The sequence below is a fragment of the Labilibaculum antarcticum genome (assembly GCF_002356295.1).
In the GTDB taxonomy this organism is placed as follows: domain Bacteria; phylum Bacteroidota; class Bacteroidia; order Bacteroidales; family Marinifilaceae; genus Labilibaculum; species Labilibaculum antarcticum.
On sequence record NZ_AP018042.1, the window covers coordinates 3,996,538 to 4,020,867 of the forward strand.

The window sequence follows — 24,330 nt, forward strand, 5'->3', positions numbered from 1 at the left end:
TTTTTGTTGTTATTGAGTGGAATATCTCTAAAATTCTAATTCCATTGCAAAATTAACAGGAACGGCTTTACCTCTCTGAGTGCCGGGTTTCCAGTTCTCCATACCAGAAGCAATACTGTTTGCAGCTTTGGCCGCTACATCATTACTTTTATCTAGTATCTGAATATTGGTTACTTCCCCTTTTTCATTTATACTAAAACCAACGGTAGCTTTGCCACTTAATTTATTGCCAAACTTACTTTTAAGTTCAGCTGTTTTCTTTTTTACATACTGACTTAAACCATAATGGTCGCCTGGATAGTGTGGCATATCTTCAACAATTACGAAAACAGATTTGTCAGAGTTTTTGTCAAATTCAGGTGCTGGTGGTGGAGGAGGAACATCACCATCCAAATTCATAGATTTGCTGTCGATACTCACTATGCCTCGCTGTAATTCAAAATCGAAATGGACTTTCTTTTCTGCGGGATTTATTTTCTCAACAATGGTTTTGTAGCCGACATAGGAAATTACAAGAGCCATTTTTTCTGATTTGGGAATATCCAGTTCAAAAGTTCCATCCTTATCTACAACAGTGCCAATACTCGTTCCTTTCAGAATAATGGAGGTTCCGGGCATATTTATCCCATCTTCGTTGACCACCTTGCCACTAATTTTTATATTATCTGCATTGATTTCAGAGCTCACAAAAGCTTCTGTTTCGGTATTTACAGTTTCTTGTTTATATTCTGGTTCTGCAAAAGCCAAAAGTAGAATTGCGAGTACGGGAATTCCCCATACCATTCGAAACAATTTTCGTTTCGTTGTTTTTTCTTTCGTCATCATTTTAAATCGGGTTGGGCCTAGGGCAGAACTAAAGTGATTGGCTAATCCAATTACCTGAGTGCCCATTAGCTGGTTAATTAATAATGCCTGATACCTGACAAGTGAATGGCCCCGGGTTAATACACCTTCGTCGGCCAGGTATTCATGGTTTTGTTTAATTGCTCGTTCAAAGAACCATATAAATGGATTGAACCAGAAAAACACTGTTAACAGCTCTATAATGAACAGGTCGATCCAATGACGCTCGTGAATGTGCACTTTTTCGTGAGTTAATATGTCGTTGATTTCGTGCTGTTTAAAATATTCAGTATTGATAAAAATGCGATTGAAAAACGAAAATGGTGAATTGTAAACTTCATTCTCATGGATCAAACAATTGTCGATCTTCTTAGGAGTCGATGAGGTCATTATCAGAAAAGGGTTTCGACATTGTATTAATATTCGGATTAGTACAAGTGCCGATCCAATAAAGTAAATCAGATACAAAAGACTCGAAATTGATAACCCATTACTTGTGTTGATGTCTGTATTTTCATTAGTTATATTGTTATTGAAAACGCCAATGAATTCGTTAAATGTTTCTTTTGCAGATGCTTGCACTATTACCTGATAATGTATAGGTATAAGAGCAATAACAAGTGAGATTATAAGGCTAAACAGTAAAAAGAAACGGTTTGCTTTAAAATGAGTTGAATTCCGCAACTGCAACCAATACAAGGTGAATAAAACTGCGATACTCACCGATGCCCTGAGTAATAGTTCAAACAATGCTTCCATAATTAGTTTTCTTTTTGTTGATCTTTTTTCATCTCTTCCTCGGCCTGTTTCAGTATGTTCTCCAGATCGGAAATGTCTAAATCGTTTTCTTTAGCAAAAAAGCTGGCCATTTTTGGGAACGATCCACCAAAATAATTACCAAGTAATGAGCTAAACTGAAATTTAGTGTATTCTGCTTTACTTATTGCAGGTGTGAACAGTTTCGTATTGCCAATTTTTCGGTTAGATACAAAACCTTTCTTTTCCAAAACACTTAATACCGTAGCAACAGTTGTATAGGCTGGTTTCGGTTTTTCAAATTGTTCTACTACATCTTTAACAACAGCTTCACGCAATTTCCAGATGATTTGCATGATTTGTTCTTCGGCTTTTGTCAATGATTTTATATTCATACTGTCTATCGTTTTTAATTACTACTACAAATATAGTAGAAGTATTTTAAAAGACTACTATATTTATAGTAAAAGTTTTATTTAAATAGTAGAATTCTTTTAGTCCTTTGTTCTTTAGGTTGTTGTGTGGTTAATTGAGGATGGGTATTGATTCTGTTCTAAAAGCGTCCTTTTATTAATAATAATTCTACTATTTATTTTATCATAGATTATGACTTGTTTGTTATGAATAATTAAATTTATAGCTTGAATTGAAGGAGTACAATACCTAAAAGTTAGAGTATTGCTGCATATTAAGACGAATAACCATTACTATTTTTAAACTAAACGAGCTAGATTAGAGGAATAAAAGCTTAAAAAGAATATATATAGATGAAAATAATTACACAAATATCATTCTGGATTTTACTTTTTCTTGGAATTATTTATGCAGGGTTAAAGCCAAATTATAATTGGGATATGATTGCGTATATGGGCTGTGTTGTTCAAAATAATACGCCAGAATCTGAAGTTCTTCATAAAAAAACCTATGAAATACTGCGACAGGAAATGGGAGATGAGAGGGCTAATTGGCTGTCTGCTGGTAATAACTACCGAGAGACAATGGAAAGTGACCACAATGCCTTTAGTGAAAACTTACCCTTTTACACAATTCGAGTTGTTTACTTAGCATTAGTTGGTTTTTTCTTTAAACTTGGCATTCCATTGAGTTATTCAACTGTTTTGCCTTCGCTAATAAGTGTATTCTTTATTATTTTAATAGTACACAGAGTGTTAAGTAAAGAATTCAATAATACTTTTGTTGCAAGTGTAATTTCCATTATTGTATTATTTCTTCCACAAACGATTCATTTGGCAAGATTATCAACACCAGATGCCTTATCCACATTATTGTTATTGTTGATAACTGTAATGTATATTTATAATTCCAATTGGTTTTTAATATTCCTAGTTATGGCACTATCAATAATGACAAGAACAGATAATATTATTTGGTGCGGTTTACTTCTTTTTTTCGAAACATTTTTTCCTTCCGATAAGAAAAACAGATGGCTTATTATATCCTTTGGTGTCTGTTTAATTGTAATCTATTTCACATTAAATGTGACTCATGAGAATGGTGGTTGGGAAATACTATTTTACCATTCGTTCATTCAAATACAAAATTTCCCTTTATCATTAACCCCTGCTTTAACATTTAAAGATTACGTGGTAACTATGATTATGCAGACTCCAGACTATTTCCCTTGGTTTTTATCAATTATTTTGGCTTATTATTACCTGAAGAATATAAGTTTAAAAGAATTATTACTGCTTCGGGGAGGTAAAATTGTATTGGCATGTATTTTTTCCTTTTCTATTAAATATGTACTGTTCCCGTCTTTTGATTCTAGATTTTATTTTGTGCTTGTATTTATACTATTTATTACTTTTATAGTCGAATGGAAAAAGTTTTTAGCACTGTATCATAATTCAGAGCTAGCTATTAAGAGTTAATGTTTAGTTGTTAATTATTGATACTTAGAGTAGCATATTAAATTAGTTAAACACTTTAAACTTGAAGATATGTCAGCAAAACAAAATGATTTGATCGTAATTTATTCGGGAAACCCGATAGATTCTGAGATAATAAAGGACATTCTTACAGATAATGGAATTGCTGTAAATGTAAAAAATGAGCTAATGGGAACCATTGCACCATGGCATGTTTCAGCAGGTGGTATTAATCCTATTGAACTTCAGATTTTCGCAAGAGACAAAGAGGAGGCTCTTCGTTTAATTAATGATTTTACCAAAGGCAATAATCCTGCAACATGAGCGACAGAAGCCAAGCAATTTTCGTCCAGCAAAGTTTTAACAAGACAAGAGAACAAGTTTGGAATGCCATTACAGATTTGACGCAAATGCAACAATGGTTCTTCGAAAACATTCCCGATTTTATTCCCGAAGTTGGTTTCGAAACCAGGTTTAATGTAGATGCAGGAGAAAGACAATTTATGCACCTATGGAAAATTACAGAAGTTGTTCCTTTAGAAAAAATTGTTTACGATTGGAGATATGAAAATATAAGTGGGGTTGGTACCCTTAGTTTTAAATTGTTGCAGGAGGGAGAACAAATTCTTCTTCGTTTAACAAACAAAGGAATGGATTCATTCCCAAAGGATATACCTGAATTTTCTAGAGAGTCATGCAAAGGTGGCTGGCAATATTTTATTAACCAGAGATTAAACGAGTTTATAGAGAGCTAATGATAGATATTAAACGAACAAACTCCGATAGTAAAGATTTTATTGATCTTGTTAGATTACTTGATGCAGATTTGGTAATTCGCGATGGAGAAGATTATGCTTTTTATTCTCAATTCAATAAATTAGATCAAATTAAGTATGTGGTTTTGGCTTATGACGATAAAGAACCAGTGGGTTGCGGTGCCATAAAGGAATATGAGCCAAAGGTTATGGAAATAAAGCGAATGTTTGTATTGCCAGAGTGCAGAGGAAAGGGAGTTGCATCAAAAGTTTTACAGGAATTGGAAAAATGGGCCAATGAACTGTCTTTTGAAAAATGTATTTTAGAAACAGGAGTGAAACAACCCGAGGCAATTGGACTCTACAAAAAAAACAACTACCATTTTATTCCTAACTACGGACAATATACTGGCGTGAAGGAAAGTGTTTGTTTTGATAAAAAAATTACGAGCTAATAAAATTAGACCTGTTGATCTGAAACAAATCGGATTTCGACCCGGATTTTAATCTACACACTAATAGTAACTACAATCACTAATCGATGAAAAAAAAATATCTGTGTGTTTTAATGCCTCAAAAAAAGGCATATATAGAGCAAACAATAGTACGAGGATCTTAAGTAATTACAAAATAATGGTTCTCTGTGGATAGAATAATTTATTGGTGATTGTTGTCGTGCATTTATTAAACAGAAAAAGCTTGGATCCCCACCCAAGCTTTTCTACTAACCACTAATTTACTAACCTAAATCTTTAATCTATGAAAAAAAACGGTTACCAGCCGTTTACATTACAAATATACGGCATTGTTTAGTTAAGTGCATTTAAAGGATGTTAAAGTATGCTAAAAGTTAAGGATTGATCCGGTTGATGTTATATCTGTAAATTATTACAAAGTATACAACACAGAAAAAGCTTGGATCCCCACCCAAGCTTTTCTACTAACCACTATTTACTAACCTAAATCTTTAATCTATGAAAAAACTTTTATTCTTTGTTCTACATTACAAACATACGGCATTGTTTAGTTAAGTGCATTTAACGGATGTTAAAGTATGCTAAAAGTCAAGGATTGATCCGGTTGATGTCATATCTGTAAATTATTACAAAGTATACAACACAGAAAAAGCTTGGATCCCCACCCAAGCTTTTCTACTAACCACTATTTACTAACCTAAATCTTTAATCTATGAAAAAAACGGTAACCAGCCGTCTACAGTACAAACATACGGCATTGTTTAGTTAAGTGCATTTAACGGATGTTAAAGTATGCTAAAAGTCAAGGATTGATTCGGTTGATGTCATATCTGTAAATTATTACAAAGTATACAACACAGAAAAAGCTTGGATCCCCACCCAAGCTTTTCTACTAACCACTATTTACTAACCTAAATCTTTAATCTATGAAAAAAACGGTAACCAGCCGTCTACAGTACAAACATACGGCATTGTTTAGTTAAGTGCATTTAACGGATGTTAAAGTATGCTAAAAGTCAAGGACTGATTCGGTTGATGTCATATCTGTAAATTATTGCAAAGTATACAACACAGAAAAAGCTTGGATCCCCACCCAAGCTTTTCTACTAACCACTATTTACTAACCTAAATCTTTAATCTATGAAAAAACTTTTATTCTTTGTTCTACATTACAAACATACGGCATTGTTTAGTTAAGTGCATTTAAAGGATGTTAAAGTATGCTAAAAGTGTTATATTTTTGGTGCCTATAGATTTTATAAAATAAATAGTAAAAAAAAACCTAGGTCCCCACCCAGGCTTTTTTTAATCTAATCAATAACCTAAATCTAAAATCTATGAAAAACCTTTTTAATTTCGTTTCATGTTATGAATATACAAAAACCTTTGACGAAATGTTATAATTAAATGTTAAAAATCCTTAATGCAATTAATTATTTAAGTTTTATCGAAGATACTTAAGGTCATATTCGAAAAATTCAGATCAGATTATTTTGTGGAATTTATGCTTCATAAGATAGAACTTTTCCATTGCTCGAGGAATTTATCTAAATTAGACCATTAGCAAAAAATAAAATTCTATAATTGCCCATGAATGAGTCAGTACTAAATGCTGTAATGCAACTTTTCGCGATTATTGTTGATGAGCAACAGATTGGTTTTGAGGGCGTTGCCCGTAATGTCGTTTCTAAGTACTTAGAGAAGAGATTTAATAAAGAATGGCTTCATAAATATCTGGATAATTTCGACCGTTATTTAAGTGAATCCCATTACATTAAAGGAAATAAGGATACAATTAAAAATAAGCACAAGCAGGTTGCGGATGTTTGCTCAAAATTGGTTGAGGAGGTGGAGCAGGAACAGAAAGTATGGATAATGCTCCAATTGCTTGAATTTATTGATGATTCAGAATTTACGGGTCCTGCAGAAATCGATTTTGTAAAGACCGTTTCGAAAGCATTTAAAGTCCCAAAAGATGAATTTGAATACAGTCTTCAGTTTATTTTGGGAACCGAATATACAATCCCTTTTAATCCGTATTTATTGATTATTGATGCTAATGAATCCTTTGAACATGAGGTCGTAAAGCATATTCTTAGGCCAAGATTGCGAGGTCGTTTATTTATCCTTCATTTGGAGAGTACCAATACTTTCCTGATGAAATATTTTGGAGAGTACAATCTTTTTCTAAACGGGCACAACATTAAATTGGATCGTGCCTACATCTTGCCGTACGGATCAGTGATTCGAAGTCATAGAATTGACCCAATATATTATTCCCAGATTGTGTCGGTATTTATTGAAAGGAAAAATCATTCGGATATTCGTTTTGTAGCTAAAAATATTGAATTCAAGTTCCCGGGTTCTAATAATGGCGTTTTTCCAGTTAATTTTCATGTCGAGTCGGGACAACTGATTGGAATTATGGGCGGTAGCGGGACTGGTAAATCGACCTTGCTAAATGTTCTAAATGGGAATTTGCCTCTTAATCAGGGCGATATTTTTATTAATGGATATAATCTCCATAAAGATAAAGAAGAACTTGAGGGAGTTATCGGTTACGTTCCTCAGGATGATTTACTGGTTGAGGAATTAACCGTATATCAGAATTTGTATTTTAATGCCAAGCTTTGTTTCGATAATTTAGATGATGAAACAATTGAGAATATCATAGATGATACCATTGAAAATTTTGATTTGGTTGAAGCAAGAGATTTAAAGGTTGGAGATCCGATTAATAAAGTATTGAGTGGCGGACAAAGAAAGCGTTTAAATATCGCACTGGAATTGATGCGGGAACCTTCAGTTTTGTTTGTGGATGAGCCCACCTCGGGATTATCAAGTATGGATTCGGAGAAAGTGATGTTGTTGCTGAAAAGGCAGGTTTTAAAGGGGAAATTGGTGATGTGTAACATTCATCAGCCATCATCAGATATTTTTAAGCTATTGGACAAGTTGATCATTATGGATCAGGGTGGGAAAGTAATCTATTTTGGAAATCCGATTGATGCAGTCGTTTATTTTAAAACGCAGAGTCTATATGTTAAAGCTGATGAAAGCGAATGCTTGACTTGTGGTAATGTGAATTCGGAGCAGATTCTTAGAATCGTGGAAAGCCGAATGATGAATGAATACGGTAAACAAATTCGTAAAAGGAAAAGAGGTTCCGATGAATGGTATGAACTGTACAAAGAGAATATTGAATCGAAAAATCCGGTTAAGGAACCAAAGCGGAAAAGATTGATTCCAATAAATCATTTCAGTATTCCTAAACGAGCGGAGCAGTTGAAAATATATTTAGCGCGTGATGTAAAGGCTAAAATTAGTAATAAACAATACATTCTTATTACACTGCTGGAGGCTCCTATCTTAGCCGTGATATTGGGATATTTCACCAAATATATCAGTGGCTCGGATGGCGATGCAAATGCTTATGTATTTTCGAATAATGAGAATATCCCCTCCTTTATTTTTATGGCAGTTGTGGTTTCTCTTTTCTTAGGCTTAATTATTTCGGCAGAAGAAATCCTTCACGATCGGAGAATTATGAAGAGGGAGTCGTTTTTGAATTTAAGCCGGTTTAGCTACTTAAACTCTAAGGTGATCGTTATGCTGGTAATATCAGCAATTCAAACATTACTGTTTGTGTTAATCGCTAATACTATTCTTGAAATTAAAGGATTGACTTTAGAATATTGGTTGGTTTTATACACAGCATCAGCCTGCGCGAACATGATTGGTTTAAATTTGTCGGCAGCTTTGAATACTGTCGTGGCGGTTTATGTATCCATTCCTTTTATTTTGGTGCCACAACTATTGTTTTCTGGGGTAATCGTTAATTTTACCAAACTACATCCGGCCATAACCTCCCAAAAACATGTTCCGTTTGTAGGCGATTTAATGACTTCGCGTTGGGCTTATGAGGCTTTGATCGTTGAACAGTTCAGAAATAATGATTTTGAAACTCAATTTTTTGAGCTTGAACAAAAAATGAGTGAGGCTTCTTTTCGCTCATCATTCTATATTCCGGAAATAAAGCAACGGTACCAAAATTGGTTGCGAACGGGGGATGATAAACAACTCATACTATTACAGAATGAATTCCAAAAAATAACCGATTTGTACTCATTGCCTGAGGGGCTGGAGTTTACCAAAAACGGTTTGACCAACTCTTCGGTAGAACTGCTTCAATGGATTGAGAAAATAAAACAAAATGGATGGCTGGATTATAAAAAGGAATCAGATAAAAGAGATCAAGTTTATACAAACTTGTTGGCACAATACGGAGGTAAAAAGGAATTGTTTGATTACAAACAAAAACACCATAATGAGGCAATTGAACAGATTGTTTTGAATCGTAGAGAGGCAAATAAGATTGTTGCATTTAAAGGTGAATTGATTCAGTTAAAAGATCCTATATTTCAAATTCCACAAGACAAATTGGGCCGAGCTCAATTATTTGCATCGCAGAAACGAATAGGAAATTACCTTATTGATACTTTTTGGTTCAATGTTGTTATTGTATGGTTAACCAGCTTGTTTTTTTACGGTACACTTTATTTCGATGTATTAAGACGATTTATACTTATGATCGAAATATTATGGATCAAATTACTCCCTGAAGGTCACATTCGAATTAAGAGGAAGCGTCAATCGTAGTATTTTGAGTTTCGTTTTGGAGTGATATATCTTATTTTAAAATTGTCATGAATCCCGTGCTATTTAAGATTTACTGGTCTTAAACAGAACGGGATTTTTGAATACAGGATGTCGCTGTAGTGTAATGAATTATTGTTTTTGTAGTAGTTTGTGTTTGTAATAATGTATTTCGGTATTCTATCTTTGTCTTGATGAATATGAAAAGAATAACACAAATACAAATCATGTCCATTCATGATGGATCAGGAATGGAGACAACCATTTTTACTAAAGGTTGTAATATGCGTTGTGCTTGGTTTCATAATCTGGAGACTTGGGAGGCAAGTCTTTAAATTTCAATTAATTAATAATCGTATAACTTCGTGAGATTAACTCAATTTTCTGCGTATTAATCTTGAATTAAAAGGAATTTAACTGCTCATCATTTAATTTGTAAAAGATTCAGGTATTGAATTTTTTATCCTGATAAAGAGAAAATAAAAAGTACTTAAACCTAAATATAATGAAGAAACTAAGTTATTTTTTGCTGATACTCGTTATTGCAACAGTAGCCTGCCAACCAAAGGTAGAGAAGAAAAAAGAAGTGAAGATTAGTTCCGTTGCTCAAGAAGTAAAGGACGAGTTTGTGAGATCTTGGGATGCTTATAAAAAATATGCATGGGGACATGATGTGTTGCTTCCATTGTCAAAATCACATCAGGATTGGTACAAAGAATCATTACACATTTCACCAATTGATGCTTACAGCACCATGAAAGTAATGGGATTGGATGAGCAGGCCAAAGAGATTGAGAATTATTTGATTGACAGCATTAGCTGGGATAAGGATTTGTTTGTGAAAACTTTCGAAGTAAACATCCGAATTATGGGAGGCCTATTGGCGATGTATGAATACAATCCTGATCCTAGAATCTTGGAAAAGGCAGAAGATTTTGGAAAAAGAATGTTGAAGGCTTTTGATTCTCCAACGGGAATACCATATTATTGGGTGAATTTGAAAACAGGTGCAACAAAAGGAGCTAAAATTAATTTAGCCGAAGCCGCTTCCTATATGTTCGAATTGGGAATCCTGAGTTATTACACAGGAAATCAAGTTTATTATCAGACAGCAAAAAAGGCTAATCTTGCTATTTGGGAACGCAGATCTGATTTAAATTTAGTTGGAGATTTGATTAATGTTGAAACTGGTGAATGGTTGAACGATGACTCGCACATTTGCGCAGGTGCCGATTCTTATTACGAGTATTTATATAAAAGCATGTCGTTATTTGGCGATAAGGATTCCCAGAAAATGTGGGACGAAAGTATTGCTGCAATCAACTTGCATGTGGCTGAAGAAACAGACTCAACACTTTGGTATGGTCGTGTAAATATGAATACAGGTGTTCGTGATTGTATTGATACGAACAGTGGCAGACAATTCTCGAGTATTGTGACTTTGTACGATGCATTTTTCCCATCAATACTGGCTTTAGATGGAGATGTAAGAAGAGCTGAGAAAACGCAGGATACATGGAACGGTTTATGGAATAAATATGGTTTGGAACCAATGATTTATGACTATAAGCAAGGCGAGCCAACTTATCCGGTTTACGACTTAAATCCAGAAATTATTGAATCGGCGTATTACTTGTATCACATTACAGGTAAGCAGAAGTATTACGATCGGGTTGATACCTACTGGTCTGACATCAAAAAATATTGCAGAACAGATATTGCATTTTCTTCAATTGAAGATGTAAGAACTATGGAAAAGAAAGATTACATGCCAACTTTCTTTTTTGCTGAAACTATGAAGTATTTGTATCTGACTTTTACCGAAGAAACAGGAGAATTCAATCTGGATGATTATGTCTTTAATACCGAGGCTCATCCGTTTGCGAAAAAATCATTCGATCCTGAAAAGGTGAAGGTGAATCTTGGATTGGAATAAACTTGAAAATTATATATTACCTGGGGGCTGTTTTACAAATTCAGCCCCTTTTATTTTTTGAATATAAACTCTATTTTGCAAGTGAATAAATCACATAACTTCATCATGCAATTTAATCTGGAATCATTTCTTGCCAACACGAAAGATGTTTTTCATTTGTCGCGAATTACTTTGCGCTCAAAGAGTGACATTCAGATGCATACCCATGACTATGCCGAGATTTTTTGGATTGAAGAAGGGGAAGGTTTCCATTTAATAAATGGAGATAAAATCAAAATTTCGCCGGGTTATTTATGCACTGTTCGAGCAACAGATAAGCATACTTTTATTGCAAAAACGGCGAAGCAAGGCATAACAATTTCCAATCTGGCATTTCATCAGGATACTTTGGAATATCTTAAAAACAGATATTTTTTAAATACGAATCTTTATTTTTGGAGTGAAAGTCAGCTCCCTTTTAGCATGCGAATGGATGAGGAAGGCTTGAAGTTACTTCGTAATAAGGCAAACCAGGTAATTACTCAATCGAAGAATAATATTCATCTGGATCAGTTTTTACTGTTCATTTTTGAGATTATCACTCCAATAGGGGGGAATGAGAATTCGCTTATTCCTTATTGGATGCAGGCTTCTCTGGAAAAATACAACTCCCCATTGTATTTCAAACAGGGAGTTGAAGGCTTTTTATCTTTGACGAATAGATCCTTGGATCATTGCAATCGTATTCTTAAAAAAGGTACTGGTAAAACATTAACAGAGACTTTAAATTTGGCCAAAATAACCTATGCCGCCAGATTGTTAATCATGACTGATGCATCCATTAAGGCAATCGTTTCGGATTGTGGATTCAACAATATGGGCTACTTTTATCGGGTCTTTAAATCGCAATTCAATATGTCTCCAAAGGATTACCGTGTCTCCAATAAGAAGATTATTTAATTTATAAATGCTTTAATATCTCCTCAGCATTCGATCGGTTTTTATAATCCGGATCATATTGCACATATTTTACGATACCGTCTTTTCCAATTACATATGTCGCTGGCACCGGAAGTGTTTGATCATCATTTCCATTAGAAACAGTAAGATCGATGCCGTATTCTTTGTATTTCTCAACCATTTTTGGAGGTAAAACAAAGTCAACACCGTATTCTTTCATAATTTTATAATCCACATCGTGAAGAATGGAGTATTCAGCTTTTGTTTTATTTATCGTTTTTTCAACACTCACAGGAATTTCCGGTGAAATAGCTACCAGTCTTGCTCCTGCTTTTTTAAAGTCTTCAATATGATCTTGTAAATGAGATAGGTGCTTGTTACACAAAGGACACCATTGTCCGCGGTAGAATACAAGGATTAATTGCTCGTTTTTTAAAATATCACTACTTTTTATTGTTTTCCCGTTTTGATCCATTGCTTTAAACATGGGGGCCTTTTGGCCTATCAAAATACTGCTTTCTTCCTTTTGACCATAGCTTGTAAAGCTGATCAGTAATATTGCTGTTATCAGTAAATTCTTCATGATTTATTAATTGATTAAATAATAAAATACAAATTAGTCTTTTATTTCGCAATAATCAATGATGATCTTGATAATACGGGAGTTAATGATTTGTTAATTGCTTGCAGTAGAGGCAATATTCATGGTACACATACCCATTTCACTTGCGTGGATGTCTGTTTTAGAGACACACACACCCCTCTCATTTGGGTAGATGCTCATTTTGGTGACATACATAGCCTTCCTAATTCAGAGGGTGCTCCCTGTGTGTCGTCTGAATATACTATAAAAAGGGCGTATTTGTTATAACTACCTGTTAAATGTATTTTTTAGTTTTACAATAGAGGGAATAAAAAAATCCCTTGCGCAAACAAGGGATTAGATTACTGAATTCGTTTCAGCTTATGCTTTTTGAAATTTTTCAATTTTGTATGTTGTGTTCACGCCAGCTTGGTGAAATAAAATACCTACAGGACAGGTTTTTAAAGTTTGTTGCAAGCACTTGTCGATTTTTTCATCACTTACTTCAGAGTCAATTCTTAATTCAATCTCAACGTCGGTAAAGGTTGGAGCTTCATCTTTCTGAGATCCGGTAGCATCTACTTCAAGAGCCGTAAATTCAATCCTCATTTTTTTTGCAACCATATTGAAAATTGTATGCACGCATCCTGAGTAACTCATTAAAAGTAATTCAAATGCACTTGCTCCGGTATTTGTTCCTTCTTTTTCTTTCGGAATATCTGTAATTATTTCGTGTCCTCGATTATCGGTTATTGTAGAGGCAAAACCTTCTGTCCAAGTTGTAGTTGCTTTCATATTGTATTTTTTATTTTAAATTTCAGTTTGTAAATATATATAATTATCCAGATGTGTAGCTATTATTTCATTTGTTTAACAGCATATCAGAAATGTTTTCAGGTAAGTTGCTGGTAGTATGACAAATTGGCTGGTTTCCATGCGATTGTTCAGACATTTTTTCTGTTTGTTGACCCAATTGTCGATTTGGCAAATATTTTGATTGATTCGTTTCGAATAGCAATTAGTTATTTTGCAATAAATGAAGTTGTAAAAATCAAAAATATGAACTACAATAATTTCACAATTAAATCGCAACAGGCAGTTGAAAAAGCATTTCAAATTGCTTCAGGAAAACAACAGCAGGCAGTTGATACAGGACATCTTTTAAAGGGAGTTCTGGTTGAGGGAGAGAATATTACCAATTTTCTTTTGAAGAAGTTAGGGGTTAACGTACAAAACTTTACATTGGTGGTCGATCAGATCATTGAAAGCTATCCAAAAGTAACAGGAGGGGAACCTTATTTATCAAGAGAGGCTTCGGGCGCTTTGCAATCAGCAACTGATATCTCGAAGAAAATGGGCGATCAATTTGTTTCTCTTGAGCATATATTGTTGGGACTCTTAAAAGGGAAGGATCAAATTTCAAACCTGCTTAAGGACAATCAAATTAATGAGAAAGATCTTACTGCGGCTATCAATGAATTACGAAAAGGAGCAAAGGTTGATTCTCAAACGGCAGAGGATACATTTAATTCTTTACGAAGATTTGCCATTGATTTAAATGAACGGGCCCGAAACGGGAAATTAGATCCTGTAATTGGGCGCGATGAGGAAATCCGGAGAATCCTGCAGATTTTATCGCGAAGAACGAAAAATAACCCGATTCTAATTGGAGAACCTGGTGTTGGGAAAACTGCAATAGCCGAAGGATTGGCTCATCGTATTGTTAAGGGCGATGTCCCGGATAATTTGAAAAACAAACAGGTTTTTTCCCTGGATATGGGTGCATTGATTGCAGGAGCAAAATACAAAGGTGAATTCGAGGAGCGTTTAAAATCAGTAGTGAAAGAAGTTGAGCAATCGGATGGCAATATTGTGTTGTTCATTGATGAAATTCATACTTTAATTGGTGCAGGAAAAGGCGAAGGTGCCATGGATGCTGCCAATATTTTAAAACCAGCATTGGCTCGTGGAGATTTGCGGGCAATTGGGGCTACTACTTTAGATGAATATCAGAAATACTTCGAAAAGGATAAAGCTTTAGAGAGGCGTTTTCAAAAGGTAATGGTGAATGAACCCGATACTTTAAGTGCAATATCCATTCTTCGTGGATTGAAAGAGAGGTACGAGAATCATCATAAAGTACAGATTAAGGATGAGGCTATTATTGCTGCTGTTGAGTTATCTCAAAGATATATTTCAGATCGGTTTTTACCGGATAAGGCCATTGATTTGATTGATGAGGCTGCAGCGAAATTACGTTTGGAAATGAATTCATTGCCCGAAGAGTTGGATGAGATTGAAAGACGTATCAAGCAGCTGGAAATTGAGCGGATGGCAATTCAGAGGGAAGGTGATAAAAAGAAGTTAGAAGATTTATCGCGGGAAATTGCCGAGTTGAATGATGAACGAAATCGTCTTCGGTCAAAATGGGAAGCTGAACGCGAAGTAATTGATGGCATTCAAAAGAATAAGGAGGAATTGGAAAATCTGAAGTACGAGGCCGAAAAAGCAGAGCGTGAAGGTGATTATGCCAGGGTTGCAGAAATACGTTATGGCAGAGTTCAGGAGGTTGAAAAAGATATTGAGCGTTTGAATGAACAACTGAAAGTCAATCAGAATTCAGATGCCATGATTAAAGAGGAGGTTGGAAGTGAAGATATTGCTTATGTAGTATCTCGCTGGACTGGAATTCCTGTAAACAGAATGCTGAAGAGTGAAAGACAAAAATTGCTTGGCTTGGAAACAGAACTTCATAAACGAGTGGTAGGACAAGAGGAAGCAATTTCGGCTGTTGCCGATGCTGTTCGAAGAAGTAGAGCGGGTTTGCAGGATGTGAAAAGGCCAATTGGTTCATTCATCTTTTTGGGAACAACGGGAGTAGGGAAAACAGAATTGGCAAAAGCATTGGCCGAATTTTTGTTTGATAATGAAAACTACATGACTCGAATTGACATGTCGGAATATCAGGAACGTCACTCAGTTTCAAGATTGATTGGGGCTCCTCCGGGATATGTTGGGTATGATGAAGGTGGACAATTAACCGAAGCTGTTCGTAGAAAGCCATATTCTGTTGTTTTATTGGATGAGATTGAAAAAGCACATCCTGATGTTTTCAATATTCTTTTGCAAGTATTGGATGACGGACGACTTACGGATAACAAAGGACGAGTTGTTGATTTCAAGAATACGATTATCATCATGACTTCAAATGTAGGTTCTTACCTGATTCAGGAAAAAATTGCGAACATGAACTCAAAAAATAGGGGGGAATTAATATGGGAAGCCCGAAATGAAGTTCTCGATTTGTTGAAAAAGACCATTCGTCCTGAATTTTTAAATCGAATTGATGAAACCATTGTATTTACTCCTTTAGATAGGGAAGAGGTGAAGCAAATTGTTCGCTTGCAATTCGAAATGGTAAAGAGCATGCTCTTAAAAAATGAGATTAGTATTGAATTGAGCGAAAAGGCAGTCAATTATCTTGGAAATGCAGGCTTTGATCCCCAGTTCGGTGCCCGTCCAATTAAAAGGGTACTGCAAAGGGAGGTTCTTAATGAACTTTCAAAACAAATTTTGTCGGAAAGCATTGCTCCTAATCAGAAGATTTTAATTGATGCCGAGGACGGTGAATTAGTTTTTCGAAATTTGTAATATGAGTTAAATGTAAATACAAATCCTGCTTGCATTGCGAGCAGGATTTTTTTGTTGCTTAACTCAAAATTCGACAAGTACATTACTGATTCTATTTTGATATTGATCTTTAAATTTGCTATTTCAAACCATTGCGGAGATTTTTTATCGCTTTTCATGCGCAATTTTTATAAATTGAAATTTAATTCAATTTCTTTGCTAATTGATAAGTTTTGACAACTAGTATTCTAACTCTAAAATAGGACCAAATGTCTTCGATCGAATTAAAAGCCAAATGGCTTGAAAACTACAAAACAGCACCAGCTCAATTAGAGAAAATGGGTGAAATTAATGGCTTAATTAGTGCTTTTAATGCCAATGTTGATGCAGTAATTAAGGTGAATGGTGAAGGAATTCAAAAACTAATTGCAGAGAATAATCTGAATACAGATTTGATTATTTGTGAAGGTGAGACAAGCATTCGTTCCAACGAAGATGCGATACGTGGTTTTCTGAATTGCTTTAAAAATGGAATTGCCGAAGAATGGCTGATTGAAGATGAGGAAGTTTTTGAATGGCTAAACAAAAATGTTGGTTACGACAAAATGCAGATGGGAGGCCAGGGTGGTATTGTTGCAAACGTAATGGCTGTTTGTGGTGTGAATTCGGTTTATGTGCATTGTGCTTCTGCTCCAAAAGATCAGGCGAAATTGTTTTTAGATTTGCCTAATTTATTAACAAACGATGAAAACGGCGAAATTAAGCAGGCATCTAAGGTAAATCGCTCTTGTGATTTAGCGCTGATTCATTGGATTATCGAATTTGATAAAGGCGATTCTATAACTTTAAATGGTGAAACCTTTGTATGTCCGAAGGCGAATCGTTTTATTGCTACTTACGATCCATTAAATTTTAAATTGCATATCGACGAGAATTTTGCGAATAAAATGTCGCAAAACGATATCAATCCAGAATATATTATTCTTTCCGGTTATCAAATGCTTCACGAAACTCTTCATGATGGCACCAAAGGAACTGAACGAATCGATTTTTCAAAAGCAATGATTGCTAAATGGAGAGAATCTTGTCCTGAAAGCTTACTGCATTTAGAAGTTGCTTCTACTCAGGATAAAGTAATTCGTAAATATTTAATTGACAGTTTGGTTGAAAATGTTGATAGCTTAGGTTTTAACGAACGGGAATTAATTGATATTTTAGAAGTGATAGGTGAGGACGAATTGGCACAGAAATGTGAAGAAAATACCAATAGTTCGAATCTGTTTGAAGGAATGCTGAAGATTTATGAATATACCAAGTGCTCCAGAATGCAACTTCATATGTTTGGTTTGTACCTTACTCTTCAGGAAAAAGGATTTAAAGTTTCGGCTACTCAAAATAGAGATGGAATGCAGTTGGCTGCAACTGTTGCCGCGGCTAAAGCGGGTACAGGCGCAATTGATCAAAAAGAGGTTTTGCTATGGGCAAAAGGTCAGACGGTTTCAGAAGTTGGCTTAAAGGAATTAGCGGATCTGAAGAATATGGTAACCAATCTTTTGGGAGAAAATCAGCTTTTAGAAACAGGAATTTTTAGCAATGAAAAATTCGAAATTATTGCTGTTCCAACCATCTTAATTGATAAACCAGTTACTCTTGTTGGTATGGGAGATACAATCTCTTCTGTTTCACTGGTTGGGGCTCGTTAGAGAAGAAATAAATAAGAATAAAAAGGGAGGTAACAAAATCATCAGATTTTATTACCTCCCTTTTTTATGACATAGAAAAGCCCCGATATGGTACATTCGGGGCTTACTAATGAACTACTTGTGTGGAAATAGTCCAACTAACTCTAATCTAAATCACTAACTAACTAATCTTTATTCTGTTTTAATATTAAAATGAGTCGGTATTACTCATCGAATAGGGAACAAATTTTGGATTGGTTCCCCATGTTTTATTTGGTCTTGGACCCATCTCTAATACTAGTTTTGCTCCGTCAATAATTTCCGAATGCCTAAAATAGGGTCCTTTTAATTCTTTACCATTCAAACTTGCCGATTGAATGTATTTATTTTTTGCCGAGCAGTTATTGGCTAGTATTTGCATTTGATTTCCATTGCCTAAATCAATTGTAATCTCGCTAAATATCGGACTGCCAATATTGTATTCCGGAACACCGGGGGTCACCGGATAAAATCCCATGGCCGAAAAAACATAGAATGCTGACAGACCACCACCATCTTCATCACCACAAATTCCGAAAGGAGAGTTGGTGAACCAAACTTCCATAAGGGAACGAATTCTTTTTTGAGTTTTCCAGGGAGCTCCCGAATAGTTATACAAATAGGGAATGTGTAGACTTGGTTCATTTCCCATTACAAATTGACCTGTTAAACCAGTTGCATCCGGGAAAATATCCCAGTAATCCCACTTCGGAATGCCGAATGGTTCTACAAATAGTTGATCAAGCTTAGCGTTGAAAGGTTTATTTCCACCCATTAAATGTATAAGCCCGGCAATATCATGCTGAATATCCCAAGTGTAGGTCCATGAATTGTTTTCGGCAAAATAGGCTCGCCCACCTAAACCACCGGACAATTTTGGATCGAATGGTCGAATCCATTCTCCATCAGATGATTTTGGTGCCATAAAACCAATTTCAGGATCATAATGGTTCTTGTAATTATTCGACTTTTTTGAGAAAAGCTGATAATCATCTTCCTTGTTTAATTCTTTTGCCAACCTAGCAATGCACCAATCGTCGTAGCTATGTCCTAGTGTTAAGGCCACTGCTTGTCTCTTTTCCCAATGGTGAACTTCCTTTACCCATTCTTTTTCTCCTGGCTTTAAGGCTGGGAAAAAGCCATTGTCATGATAAAATGAATCAAGTTCTGTTGCCGGACCATTCTTCCATGGCAACATGGTAGCTTCCAATTCATTCTTTTTTAGGCCTTCAAAGGCTTTCTCGATGTTAAATCCTCGTATTCCCTTAAAATATGCATCGGCAATTATAGAAGAAGCATGATTTCCATTCATGCACGTGTGATCGCCGGTAAATAAAGGAAAGGATGGCATCCAGCCACTTTGCTCATACATTGTAACGTAAGAGTTGATTTTTTTCGCTTGATTTTCTGGATCAATCAAGCACATTAATGGGTGGGTAGCTCTGTAAGTATCCCAAACCCAATCATCAACAAAAAAATCTATGCCATTATCGGTATGTATTTGTTGGTCGTAATTACTAAAGTATTTGCCGTTTTCCGAAATGTTAACCATTCTTTCGTAGCAACGGTAAAGTGCTGTGTAGAAAACTGTTTTTTGATCTTCACTTCCACCTTTCACAAGTATTTTACTCAGTGCCTTATTCCATATCTGTTTATGAGATTCTTTATATCGATCGAAATCCCAATCAGGCATTTCGCTTTTTAAGTGTTTTTCAGCTTCTTCTGTCGAAATATACGAAATAGCAACTTTAAGATTCAAAGCATTCGTAGTATCAGTAAAGCTTAAAAACACTCCGTTTTTATCTCCCGAAATATAATTGTTCTTGTAGTGTAAACCATTTGAGTCGAAAGTGCCGTAATCAGATGTATTTTGATCGAATTTCGCAGCGAAATAAACTTTTACAGGATGTTCAAGATCCAGACCATCAACGGCAGAAATCATATCAAATCCTGTAAGCATATTATTTTTTGCGGAGATTTTAAATTCACCATTATTTCTGCATTGTAAATATAAATTGGCTGGAGCATTGTTCGAGAAAATGAATTTTGAATAGGAAACATGCTGGCTTGCAGTCAATTCCATTTTAATATCAGATTCTTCCAATAAAACAGAGTAGTAGTAAGGACTTGCTGTCTCCTGATCATGATCGTAGGCCGATTCCCAGTCTTTCGGTTGATTTGATGTTGGATTCTGCGAAATCATAAATTTCCCGATTATTCCCTTTCGGTGAGAAACAATTGAGAACGGAAAGTGGGTGATTTTTTCACTCTGGTAACCGTTTGGCTCTTTGGATATGCGCATCATGCTGTTCGGAAGATGCACTAATGGAATTGTTGGTTCAAGCATATGACCAATGCCTCCAATATTTGGATTCACATAATCGACAATATTCTTTTGCGCAAATAGAGTAAAAGAAAAAAGTAAAGAGAGTAGTAAGATTAGTTTCTTCATTTAAATAATGTTCTGAGTAAGATATTAAGTGTGAAAATAAGGTCAGGCAATTAATTTTAATTTAATTGTAGATTAACTCAGTAAATTAAATTATTAATCAGTATTTGCTGTTAGGTTTAATTGGTAGTTCGTGAGGGAGTTGTGTTTGTTTTTTTTCGTGATAGAGTTTTTCTAAACCGGCTGTTTTTTTGTTTATCACTGCTACGTAAAGGCAATTTCTATTGAATTAGCTTTCATCCATTACCACTCATCACAAAGTTTATGAGTGGTAGAAAGTGCTATAAATACTCTATTTGGGTGTTTTTTATTAAGAATTGATGAAAATTATGAGTCAATAAGTTAAATATTCCTGAAAACGTTTGCGTAAGCCAATTATTTACACTTATATTGTGAATCCTTTGTGAGAAAAACGAAAAATACCATTTGTGATCACATCGAATTACATTTATTTTGCTCACCATTTATTTGGTGAGATCTTACTAACCACTAACTAATCACTAGCAATCAGATTCTGCTTATTCTAAATAAGCAGGATCTTTTTTTATCCCTTTTTTTCAAATTACCTTTACTTCTGGATTCACTATTTTTGGGATGATAGTCCTTTTGGGAGATGGAATGTTAATGTGATCCAATTAAAATTTGAATTTTAGGAAAAAAATAATTAATAAACAGAATTTAAAGATCTATAAATAATTAGGTTCTTTTCATGATAAAGTAAAAGATTGATTTGTAATCGCTTTCAGCAGGTGTTTTATAACACTTAAGGATTAGGTTAAAAATAAGCCAAAGTGCTTTGAATTGTATCGAAAGACATTAAAATTTGCAGAAGCAAATATTACTTATCACACAAGATAAATTAACAAATACTACTAACAATGACACCCAAGTTTAAAGCGCAAGCCGGAACTTTTGAATCAAGCGACATTATGATTCTAATTGAGCCTCTTGAAAAAGATTCTGGTCGCAAAGTTGATATTTCTTCAACTGTAATGCTGCAGTTCGAAAAAGATATTAAAAAGACTATAGACCAAGTGCTTGACAAACTTCAAATTCAAGACTTACACCTTATTGCTAAGGATAAAGGAGCACTAACACAAACGATTGAAGCTCGAGTTGAAACGGCAGTAAAACGATCTTTAGGTATTCAGGAGGGGACAATGTAATGGCAAAGAAAAAAAGACGATCAATGTTGTACATTCCGGGCAATAATCCGGCAATGATTCAACAAGCAGGTGTTTATGGTTGTGATGCTGTTCTTCTTGATCTGGAAGATGCTGTAGCATTAAATCAAAAAGATGCAGCAAGAATTTTGGTTCGTAACATGCTTCAAACGGTTAATTTTTATGAGACCGAAGTATGTGTACGTGTAAATAATTTTCATACTCCTTTTGGATTAGCCGATTTGGAAGAGATTGTACCTTTGCAACCCGATAATATTCGTTTCCCAAAAACGGAAACTGTCGCGGATGTTAAGGAATTTATGAAAGAAGTGCGACGTATTGAAAAGGACTATGGAATAAAGAATCCGACAATGAGCATTCATGTTATGATTGAAACAGCTAAGGGGGTTGCGAATGTTTACGATATCGCTGCTTCTGATTCAAGAATTGATGCGATAACTATTGGTGGTCAGGATTTAACGGCTGATATGGGGATTATTAAAACTCCTGATGGAGTTGGAATTGACTATGCCCGTAAAAGAATCGTAATGGCAGGCAAAGCGAATGGTTTGGATGTTTTAGATACTATTTTTGCTGATGTAAACGATGATGAAGGCTTGCGTGAGGAAACTGAATACATTAAAAAAATTGGTTTCGCCGGTAAAGCTTTAATCAATCCACGACAAGTGGATATTGTTCATGAGGTGTTTAATCCAACTGAAAATGAGGTTCGTAAAGCGTACCGTGTTTATTCAGAGTTTATTAAAAATAAAAAGGCCGGTATTGGCGTTTTTGCAATTGATGGAAAAATGATAGATGCTCCTGTTGTTCAGAGAGCAATTACAGTTTTGGAATATGCCAAAATAGATTTGAAAGAAATTGAAAAAAATGCTGGTTAGTTTTTAAGCTTGGATTTAAAACGTAGACAAATGAAAAATGCAATAGGAGTTGAAATTCCTGAATATATAGAAGGTCTTGGGAAACTTGAACCTTTCCAGGGAGTTTGGAGTAGTATCATAGAAGATGAAGTTCCGGTAACGAATATTTCCCGAACCTTAAAGGCTAAGAAACCACACGCTTCAAAACTTTGTAAAAATTTAGAGGAGGCTATTAAAAAATGCAAACCATTTGATGGAATGACTCTTACTTGTCATCACCATTTAAGAGGTGGGGATGGTGTGCTGATGCAAACCATAAAAATTCTCGATGAGATGGGAATCAAGGATATTACTTTGGCTTCTTCTTCATTAACATCTGCTCATGACGGTCTGGTTTCTTATCTGGAAAAAGGGATGATTACCCGAATTTTCACTTCGGGTATTAGAGGTGCTTTAGGAGATGCAATCTCAGTTGGGAAATTGAAATACCCAGCAGTAATTCATTCACATGGTGGACGTGTTCGTGATTTTTTAACAGGCAGAATTAAGCCTGATTTATCTGTTTTAGCTGCTTCTGCCGCTGATGAAGAAGGTAATGCTACTGGTGCTCATGGTCCGTCGGCATTTGGATCAATGGGATATGCAGATATTGATGCTCGATATTCCAGAAACGTAATTATCGTTACTGATAATTTGGTGGATTATCCTTGTATTCCGTCCACTATTCGTCAGCATTTTATCGACTATGTGGTAAAAGTAGATAGTATTGGTGATGCAACAAAAATTGCTTCAGGCACAACACGTATTACCAATTCACCTATGGATTTGCGCATTGCCCGAATCGCAGCAACTGTAATTGAACATTCAGGTTTGTTTAAAAATGGAATGTCATTTCAGGTAGGTGCTGGTGGAGCTTCTCTTGCAGTTGCCAAATTTCTTCGCGAAGATATGAAGCGCAAGGAAATTATCGGTAGTTTCATGATTGGTGGGGTAACTTCTTATGGGGTTGATATGTTGAACGAAGGATTGTTTCACTCTATTTTTGATGTTCAATCTTTTGATGCCGCAGTAAGTACTTCTGTGTTAAATAATCCAAATCATATTGAAATTTCGTGTGATCAATATGCGAATCCGAATAACTGTGGATCCATGACGAATAAATTGGATGTTGTGGTTTTAGGTGCACTGGAAGTGGATGTTGATTTTAATGTAAATGTGATTACTGGTGCTTCAGGCGAAATTCGTGGTGCATCGGGAGGTCATTCCGATACTGCTTCGGGAGCAAACTTAACAGTTGTTGTTTGTCCAGCTTTTCGTGGCAGGTTGCCAATTGTAAAAGATCGTGTTCATACTGTAGTAACTCCTGGCGAAAGTGTAGATGTAATTGTTACGGAAAGGGGTGTTTGTGTTAATCCATCGAAACCAAATCTTGCAGCGGCTCTTAAAAAGGCTGGCCTAAAAGTTGTAGATATTCGTGATCTGAAAGAGGAAGTGGAATGTATGACGGGTGTACCTGCCGAAAAACAATTAGGCGATAAAATCGTTGCTTTAGTTGAGTATCGCGACGGAACAATTATTGACGTAATTTATAATGTAGAAAATCTCTCATAACTAGAGGCTACCATACGATACAAATACTGTACACCCTAATTGTTT

At 35.2% G+C, this 24,330-nt stretch carries 18 protein-coding genes; 13 read left to right on the forward strand and 5 right to left on the reverse strand.

The genetic code is table 11. The features are described 5' to 3' along the window. Window positions 1-27: 27 nt before the first annotated feature. Window positions 28-1,602 (reverse strand): M56 family metallopeptidase, encoded by a 1,575-nt coding sequence (locus tag ALGA_RS15750; protein WP_096430740.1) that lies wholly within the window; start codon window positions 1,600-1,602, stop codon window positions 28-30. A gap of 2 nt (window positions 1,603-1,604) precedes the next feature. After that, window positions 1,605-1,994 (reverse strand): BlaI/MecI/CopY family transcriptional regulator, encoded by a 390-nt coding sequence (locus tag ALGA_RS15755; protein WP_096430741.1) that lies wholly within the window; start codon window positions 1,992-1,994, stop codon window positions 1,605-1,607. A 372-nt stretch (window positions 1,995-2,366) separates the two neighbouring features. On the opposite strand from ALGA_RS15755, the gene ALGA_RS15760 reads away from it, so the two are divergent. The 8 genes from ALGA_RS15760 to ALGA_RS15790 all read left to right on the forward strand — a co-directional run bounded on the left by ALGA_RS15760 (window position 2,367) and on the right by ALGA_RS15790 (window position 12,250). Continuing rightward, on the forward strand, window positions 2,367-3,491 hold the full coding sequence (locus ALGA_RS15760; protein WP_096430742.1) for a hypothetical protein: 1,125 nt from the start codon (window positions 2,367-2,369) through the stop codon (window positions 3,489-3,491). A gap of 69 nt (window positions 3,492-3,560) precedes the next feature. Then, window positions 3,561-3,812: a putative signal transducing protein gene (locus ALGA_RS15765; RefSeq protein WP_096430744.1), complete on the forward strand. Its 252-nt coding sequence runs from the start codon at window positions 3,561-3,563 to the stop codon at window positions 3,810-3,812. Then, window positions 3,809-4,243, forward strand: a complete 435-nt coding sequence (locus tag ALGA_RS15770) for an SRPBCC family protein (RefSeq protein ID WP_096430746.1) — start codon at window positions 3,809-3,811, stop codon at window positions 4,241-4,243. The genes ALGA_RS15765 and ALGA_RS15770 overlap by 4 nt, the downstream gene beginning before the upstream one ends. Beyond that, entirely contained in the window at window positions 4,243-4,698 is a 456-nt protein-coding gene (locus ALGA_RS15775; RefSeq protein WP_096430748.1) for a GNAT family N-acetyltransferase, read from the forward strand. The genes ALGA_RS15770 and ALGA_RS15775 overlap by 1 nt, the downstream gene beginning before the upstream one ends. Before the next feature lie 1,611 nt (window positions 4,699-6,309). Next, on the forward strand, window positions 6,310-9,378 hold the full coding sequence (locus tag ALGA_RS15780) for an ATP-binding cassette domain-containing protein (protein ID WP_096430750.1): 3,069 nt from the start codon (window positions 6,310-6,312) through the stop codon (window positions 9,376-9,378). A gap of 197 nt (window positions 9,379-9,575) precedes the next feature. Continuing rightward, entirely contained in the window at window positions 9,576-9,710 is a 135-nt protein-coding gene (locus ALGA_RS22825) for a 4Fe-4S cluster-binding domain-containing protein (RefSeq protein WP_145957649.1), read from the forward strand. 170 nt (window positions 9,711-9,880) lie between these two features. Beyond that, window positions 9,881-11,311 (forward strand): glycoside hydrolase family 47 protein, encoded by a 1,431-nt coding sequence (locus ALGA_RS15785; protein WP_096430752.1) that lies wholly within the window; start codon window positions 9,881-9,883, stop codon window positions 11,309-11,311. 105 nt (window positions 11,312-11,416) lie between these two features. Beyond that, on the forward strand, window positions 11,417-12,250 hold the full coding sequence (locus ALGA_RS15790) for an AraC family transcriptional regulator (protein WP_096430754.1): 834 nt from the start codon (window positions 11,417-11,419) through the stop codon (window positions 12,248-12,250). A 1-nt stretch (window position 12,251) separates the two neighbouring features. Here ALGA_RS15790 and ALGA_RS15795 read toward each other — a convergent pair whose 3' ends face one another. Continuing rightward, entirely contained in the window at window positions 12,252-12,833 is a 582-nt protein-coding gene (locus tag ALGA_RS15795; RefSeq protein ID WP_096430756.1) for a peroxiredoxin family protein, read from the reverse strand. A 381-nt stretch (window positions 12,834-13,214) separates the two neighbouring features. Next, the gene (locus ALGA_RS15800; RefSeq protein ID WP_096430758.1) at window positions 13,215-13,628 is read right to left on the reverse strand and encodes an OsmC family protein; all 414 of its coding nucleotides are present in this window, start codon (window positions 13,626-13,628) and stop codon (window positions 13,215-13,217) included. 264 nt (window positions 13,629-13,892) lie between these two features. Between ALGA_RS15800 and clpB the strand changes: the two genes are divergently transcribed. Next, entirely contained in the window at window positions 13,893-16,484 is a 2,592-nt protein-coding gene (clpB, locus tag ALGA_RS15805; protein ID WP_096433693.1) for an ATP-dependent chaperone ClpB, read from the forward strand. A gap of 248 nt (window positions 16,485-16,732) precedes the next feature. Beyond that, window positions 16,733-18,166, forward strand: coding sequence for an ADP-dependent glucokinase/phosphofructokinase (locus ALGA_RS15810; protein WP_096430760.1), 1,434 nt, complete (start codon window positions 16,733-16,735; stop codon window positions 18,164-18,166). Window positions 18,167-18,353: 187 nt separating this feature from the next. Here the strand turns inward: ALGA_RS15810 and ALGA_RS15815 are convergent, their stop codons facing one another. Then, window positions 18,354-20,636: a GH92 family glycosyl hydrolase gene (locus ALGA_RS15815; RefSeq protein WP_096430762.1), complete on the reverse strand. Its 2,283-nt coding sequence runs from the start codon at window positions 20,634-20,636 to the stop codon at window positions 18,354-18,356. An 875-nt stretch (window positions 20,637-21,511) separates the two neighbouring features. Here ALGA_RS15815 and citD point away from each other — a divergent pair. The 3 genes from citD to citF are packed head-to-tail and all read left to right on the forward strand — an operon-like array spanning window position 21,512 to window position 24,285. Continuing rightward, window positions 21,512-21,799, forward strand: a complete 288-nt coding sequence (gene citD / locus ALGA_RS15820; protein ID WP_096430763.1) for a citrate lyase acyl carrier protein — start codon at window positions 21,512-21,514, stop codon at window positions 21,797-21,799. 23 nt (window positions 21,800-21,822) lie between these two features. Next, window positions 21,823-22,695 (forward strand): HpcH/HpaI aldolase/citrate lyase family protein, encoded by an 873-nt coding sequence (locus ALGA_RS15825; RefSeq protein WP_162845458.1) that lies wholly within the window; start codon window positions 21,823-21,825, stop codon window positions 22,693-22,695. 30 nt (window positions 22,696-22,725) lie between these two features. Continuing rightward, a complete protein-coding gene (gene citF, locus ALGA_RS15830) occupies window positions 22,726-24,285 on the forward strand; it encodes a citrate lyase subunit alpha (protein WP_096430767.1) in 1,560 nt (519 codons plus the stop codon). Window positions 24,286-24,330 lie beyond the last annotated feature (45 nt).